Annotated in this window: 2 protein-coding genes; both read right to left on the reverse strand. The window is 71.3% G+C overall.

Annotation, left to right across the window (positions count from 1 at the left end; translation table 11 throughout):
• The coding region (locus D7X12_RS38165; protein WP_120630090.1) for a non-ribosomal peptide synthetase at positions 1-5,029 on the reverse strand (5,029 nt) is incomplete at its 3' end.
• Between the two features lie 384 nt (positions 5,030-5,413).
• The coding region (locus tag D7X12_RS38170) for a thioesterase domain-containing protein (RefSeq protein WP_147443930.1) at positions 5,414-6,114 on the reverse strand (701 nt) is incomplete at its 5' end.

The raw sequence follows: 6,114 nt of genomic DNA on the forward strand, positions 1-6,114 counted from the left end.
GCGCAATAGCTTCCTCCAGCGGGAGCACGCGCGTGGAGAGCGCGGGCAGAGACGCGCGCAGGTGCTGCTGGGTGAGGAGGACGGAAGCAGCGCTGTCCTCCAGCATGAAGGTGAGCCGCTCGGGAGGAACACCCGGAGCGATGGGCACGTACGCCGCGCCCACCTTGAGCGTGGCCAGCAATCCGGCCACCAGCTCCGGGGAGCGCTCCGCGAGGACGGCCACGCGGTCGCCGCGCGAGACACCGGCTGCGTGAAGCTGCACGGCGAGCTGGTGGGCCCAGGCATCGAGGCCCGCATACGTGACGCCGCGCTCGCCCATGCGCACGGCAATGGACTCCGGCGCGCGCCGGGCCTGCTCCGCGACGACGTGGTGGATGCAGGTGTCGCTCGGGAACTCGACGTCCGTCTCATTCCATTCGACGAGCAGTTGCTCCTGCTCCGGGGCCGTCATCAGGGGCAGCGAAGTAATGGCGGCATCCGGCCGCGCGGCGATGGCCTCCAGCAGGACGCCGTAGTGGCCCATCAGCCGCTGGACGGTGGCGGCGTCGAAGAGATCGCTGCTGTACTCCAGGACTCCCGTGAGGCCCTGGGGCACCTCGAAGAGCGTCAGCGCCAAATCGAAGCGCGCGGAGTTGCCTTCCAGCGGGACGGGCTGGAAGGCGAGGCCCGGCACGCGCAGCGCTTCAGCGGGCGCGTTCTGCAGGACGAACATCACCTGGAAGAGCGGGCTGCGGCTCAAGTCGCGCGAGGGCTGGAGGACCTCCACCAGCTTCTCGAACGGGACGTGCTGATGCTCATAGGCCGCGAGCGTGGTGCCACGCACCTGGGCGAGCAGCTGGCGGAACGAGTCCTCGGACTTGAGACGTGCACGCAGCACCAGCGTGTTGACGAAGAAGCCGATGAGGCCTTCGGCTTCCGTGTGCGTACGTCCCGCGATGGGGGAGCCCACGGAGACGTCGTCCTGGCCCGCGTAGCGCGACAGCAGCAGCTGGAACGCGGAGAGCAACAGCATGAAGGGCGTCGCGCCCTCGCGCTGGGCCAGGCCTCGCAGGGACTCCGTGAGGGCCGCCGGAATGCTCACCGGCACCGTCGCGCCGCGCCGGGACTGCACGGGCGGACGCGGCCGGTCCGTGGGCAGCTCCAGCGCGGAGGGCGCCCCGGAGAGCTGGTGCTTCCAGTAGCCCAGCTGCGCCTCCAGGACTTCCCCCTGCAACCACTGGCGCTGCCACGCGGCGAAGTCCGCGTACTGCACGGGCAGCGGGGCCAGAGAAGGCGCCTTGCCCTCGCTGAAGGCCGCGTAGCTCGCGGCCAGTTCCTTCACGAGCACGCCCATGGACCAGGCGTCGGAGACGATGTGGTGCATCGTCACCAGCAGGACGTGCGATTCCTCCGAGATCCGCAGCAGCGAGGTGCGCAGCAGCGGCCCATGCACGAGGTGGAAGGGCTGGCGTGCCTCGCGGGTGGCAAGGCGCAGCGTCTCCGCTTCGCTCGCAGTCACGTCCAGGCTGGACAGGTCTTCCACGGGGAGGGCCCACGCTGCCGGCGCGTGGATGCGCTGGAACGGTTGGCCCTCGTGCTCGAAGAAGGTGGTGCGCAGGGCTTCGTGGCGCTGGACGAGCGCTTCGAAGGCACGGCGCAGGGCCTCCACATCCAGGCGCCCGGAGAGGCGCAGCGTGACGGGGAGGTTGTACGACGCGTCATCCGGCGCGAGTTGATCGAGGAACCACAGACGCTGCTGGGCGAAGGACAGGGGCTGGGGGCCCTCCGCCTGCGTTCGGGTGAGAGGCGGCAGGACCATCGCGGTGCGGGCCTGCTGCAACCGCTCGGCGAGGGTGGCGACGGTGGGCGCCTCGAAGAGCGCGCGCAGGGGCAGCTCCACATCCAGTGCGGCGCGCACCCGAGCCACCAGCTGCGTGGCGAGCAGCGAATGGCCCCCCAGCTCGAAGAAGTTGTCGGTGCGGCCCACGGTGGGCACTCGGAGCACTTCACTCCAGAGTTCCGCCAGCTTCTGCTCCAGCGGCGTGACGGGGGCCTCGTAGGCATGGGTCCGAGCGGAAGCCTCGGGGACCGGCAGCGCCTTGCGGTCCACCTTGCCGTTGGACGTCAACGGCAGGGACGGCAGGGGGACGAAGGCCGCGGGCACCATGTACTCGGGCAGGTGCTGCTTGAGGTGCGCGCGCAGGGCCGCGACGTCCAGTGTGCCCTCCGCCACCACGTAGGCCACCAGCCGCTTGTCGCCGGGGTGGTCCTCGCGGGCGAGCACCACCGCGTCCTTCACCGCGGGGCCCGCGCGCAGCACGGTTTCGACTTCGCCCAGCTCGATGCGGAAGCCGCGCACCTTCACCTGCGCGTCGATGCGGCCGATGAACTCCAGCGTGCCGTCCTGGCGCCAGCGCACCACGTCACCCGTGCGGTACAGCCGGGCTCCTTCCTCTCCCGAGAAGGCATCCGGCACGAAGCGCTCGGCCGTGAGGCCCGCGCGTCCCGCATAGCCGCGCGCCACGCCCACGCCGCCGACGTACAGCTCTCCGCGCACGCCCACCGGCACGGGCTCACCGCGCGGGTCCAGCACGTAGGCGCGCACGTTCGCCAGCGGCCGGCCAATGGACGGCACGCCTCCGTCCGCCACCACCTCGCCGAGCGTCGCCACCACCGTGGCCTCGGTGGGGCCATAGGTGTTGAGGAGACGCCGCCCCGGGGCCCAGCGTGCGACGACGTCCGCGGGCAGGGCTTCGCCGCCGGAGATGACGGTGCGCACCTGGGGCAGCCCCTCCGCGGGCGTGGCCGCGAGCGCGGCGGGCGTGAGGCTGATGACGGTGAGGCCCTGCTCGCGCAGCAGGAGCGGCAGCGGCGCGCCCGGCATCAGCTTGTCCAATGGGGCCAGCACCAGCGTGGCGCCGTTGCAGAGGGTGGTGAAGATCTCCTCCACGGACAGGTCGAAGCTGAGGCTCGCGAACTGAAGCACGCGGCTGCCCGGGCCGATGCCGTACGCCACCGCCTCGTGCGTGACGAGGTTGGCGACGCCGCGGTGCTCCACGGCGGTGCCCTTGGGCATACCGGTGCTGCCGGAGGTGTAGAGGAGGTACGCCAGGTGCGCGGGCGTCACGCCCGTCCAGGGCGCGTCGGTGGCCTCCGCCGCGAGGGCCTCACGCTCGGAGTCCAGGCAGAGGGCCCGGGACTGGTGGGCCTGGGGGAAGCGCTCCACCAGCACGCGCTGGGTGACGAGCACCGCCGCGTCGCTGTCCTCCAGCATGAAGGCCAGGCGCTCACGCGGCAGCAGCGGATCCACGGGCACCCAGGCGCCACCGGCCTTGAGGATGCCGAGGAGGCCGATGACGACCTCGAGGGAGCGCTCCACGCTGAGGGCGACGCGCACCTCGGGGCCGACCCCCCGACGGCGCAGGGCGTGCGCGAGCTGGTTGGCGCGCGCATCCAGCGCCGCGTACGTCAGGTGCGTCCCTTCGAAGACGGCGGCGAGCGCCTCCGGCGCGCGGCGCACCTGGGCCTCGAAGAGCGAGTGCATGCACGCCTCCGGGAAGGGCGCGCGCGTCGCATTCCATTCCACGAGCACCTGCTGGCGCTCGGCGTCGGTGAACAGCGGGAGCCGCGTGGCCGTCTCGTTCGGACGGGCAATGGCGCCCTCCAGGAGCACGCGCAGATGCTCGGCCATTCGCGCCGCGGTGGGTGCGGTGAAGAGGTCGGTGGCGTACTCCAGGTAGCCCTTGAGGCCGTGCTCCGTCTCCAGCACCTGGAGCGTCAGGTCGAACTTCGCCGTGTGCGTGTCGAGCTCCAGCGCCTCCAGCTTCACGCCCTCCACGGTGGATGCGCCGCGGAAGGATGCCTGGTACGTGAGCATGACCTGGAAGAACGGCGTGCGACCCGGGATGCGCTCCGGACGCAGCTCCTCCACGAGTCGCTCGATGGGCAGCTCCTGGTGCTCCTGGGCGCCCAGCACCGTCTCCCGCACCTGGCGCAGGAGCGCGCGGAAGGACGCGGTGGCCTCCACCCGGGTGCGCAGCACCTGCGCGTTGACGAAGAGGCCGATGAGCCCCTCCACCTCGCCGCGCGTCCGACCCGCCATCGGCGAGCCCACCGTCACGTCCTCCTGGCCCGCGTACCGCGACATCAACACCTGCCAGCCCGTCAGCAGCACCATGAAGAGCGAGGCGCCTTCCTGCTGGGCCAGCGCCTTCATCGCGTCCATCAGCTCGCGCGACAGGAGCAGCTCGTGTCGGGCTCCCCGGCCCTCGCGGATGGCCGGGCGAGGGTGGTCGGTGGGCAGCTCCAGCGCGGAGGGCACTCCGGCCAGCTGCTGCTTCCAGTAACCGAGTTGCTTCTCCAGGCGTGTGCCCTGGAGCCACTCGCGCTGCCACACGCCGTAGTCGGCGTACTGCACACCCAGCTCTGGCAGGGCCGCGGGCACGCCGCGAGCGAACGCGCCGTAGAGCAGCGCCACCTCGCGCACCAGCAGTGTCATCGACCAGCCGTCGGAGACGATGTGGTGCAGCACCACGACGAGCAGGTGCTCGTTCGGGCCGGAGGTCAGCAGCAGGGCGCGCAGCAGTGGACCCCGGGCGAGGTCGAAGGGCCGGGCCGCCGCTTCGCGCGCCAGGCGCCATGCCTCGTCCGGCGCCGCGCCCGTGAGGTCGCTGCGCTCCAGCGTGAGCACCGGCTCCGGAGCAATCACCAGGACGGGCCCGGCTTCGCCCTCGCGGAAGGTGGTGCGCAGCACCTCGTGTCGGCGCACCACTTCGCGCAGCGCGCGCTCCAGCAGGTCCACCTTCAGCGGACCTTCCAGCCGCACCGCCATGGGCACGTTGAACAGGGGGCTGCCCGGGTCGAGCTGCTCGATGAACCACAGCCGCTGCTGTGCGAACGACAGCGGCAGCGGGCGCGTACGGTCCTGGACCGGGATGAGGCCGCGCGCCGTGTTGCCAGGGGCGGCCTTCTGCGCGGCCATCTTCTTCAAAAGCTCAGCGCGCTTTTCCGGTGAGAGGTTCGCGATCCGCTTCGACAGCTCGTTGCTCATCTCAAGAACTCCGCACTCGGGAACGCCATCGCGCGCGAACGCCACCCGGGCCCGTGGTGGGTTTCGCGAGAACTCGGACCTGCTTCATTTGCCGGTTTGACGCCCTGCGCCGCTCTCCCGGGGGGAGACGCAGGGTGGGTCAAATTCACGCTGATGAGATTATTCCGTCGGAGAGCGGCCTGTCATGGGGGCGTCTAGCGGGCCGCGCGAATGAATCCAGGTATTTGCTGGATTGCGGTGGCTCCTTGAATCCAGGGACGGAAGGACGTCGCATGTCTCCCAAGGGAAGCCTGCCCTTCGGGTCTCCCCCGCGAGTGGGGGATGGCAAGTGGAGGGGCTCCCCTCCTGCCCGACCCACCCCGTGCCTCCAAGGGCACGACGGGATCAGCTCCCCGTGGCCCCTCGTGGTTCGAGGTCCGCCACGCGGGCGAGGGCTTCGCGCAGGCGTTCGACGAGGGGCTGGAGGTGCGGGTCCTGCATCAGCGCGTGGTGGCTGCCCGGGACGTCGAGGACCTCCAGGCCGCCGCGCACCAGGCCTTCCCAACCACGATGACGTGGGAGGGGAGTGCTGCCGGGTGCGGATTCGCTGGCGCTCAGCAGCAGGGCGGTGCCGTCGTAGGGCTGGGGCACGTAGTGCTCCAAGGCGAGCAGGTTGGCCTGGAAGACGCGGAAGAGGGCGCGCAGCTGGGCGGGGCCGGAGTGGGCATCGAGGATGCGGGCGCGGAGGCCTTCTTCCAGCAGGGCGCCGAGCATCGCGTCGTCGTCCCCCTGGGCGAGGGCGTCGTCGGGCAGCGTGGGCGTCTGGCCGAAGGCGGAGGCCGTGGCGTGGGCGAAGGCGATGCGGGCCCTGGCCTGGGAGGAGGAGTCCGGGGAGGGCTTCGTCAGGCCGGGGACGTGCGCATCCACCAGGGCGAGCAGGTCCACCGCTTCGCCCGCTTCGCGCAGCCTGCGGGCCATCTCGTACGCGACGACGCCGCCCATGGACCAGCCTCCGAGGAGGTAGGGGCCCTGGGGCTGCACGGAGCGCACGGCTTCGAGGTAGAGGGCGGCCATCTCCTCCACGGACTCCGCGACGGGGCGTCCGT

This window comes from Corallococcus sicarius, assembly GCF_003611735.1.
Classification (GTDB): domain Bacteria; phylum Myxococcota; class Myxococcia; order Myxococcales; family Myxococcaceae; genus Corallococcus; species Corallococcus sicarius.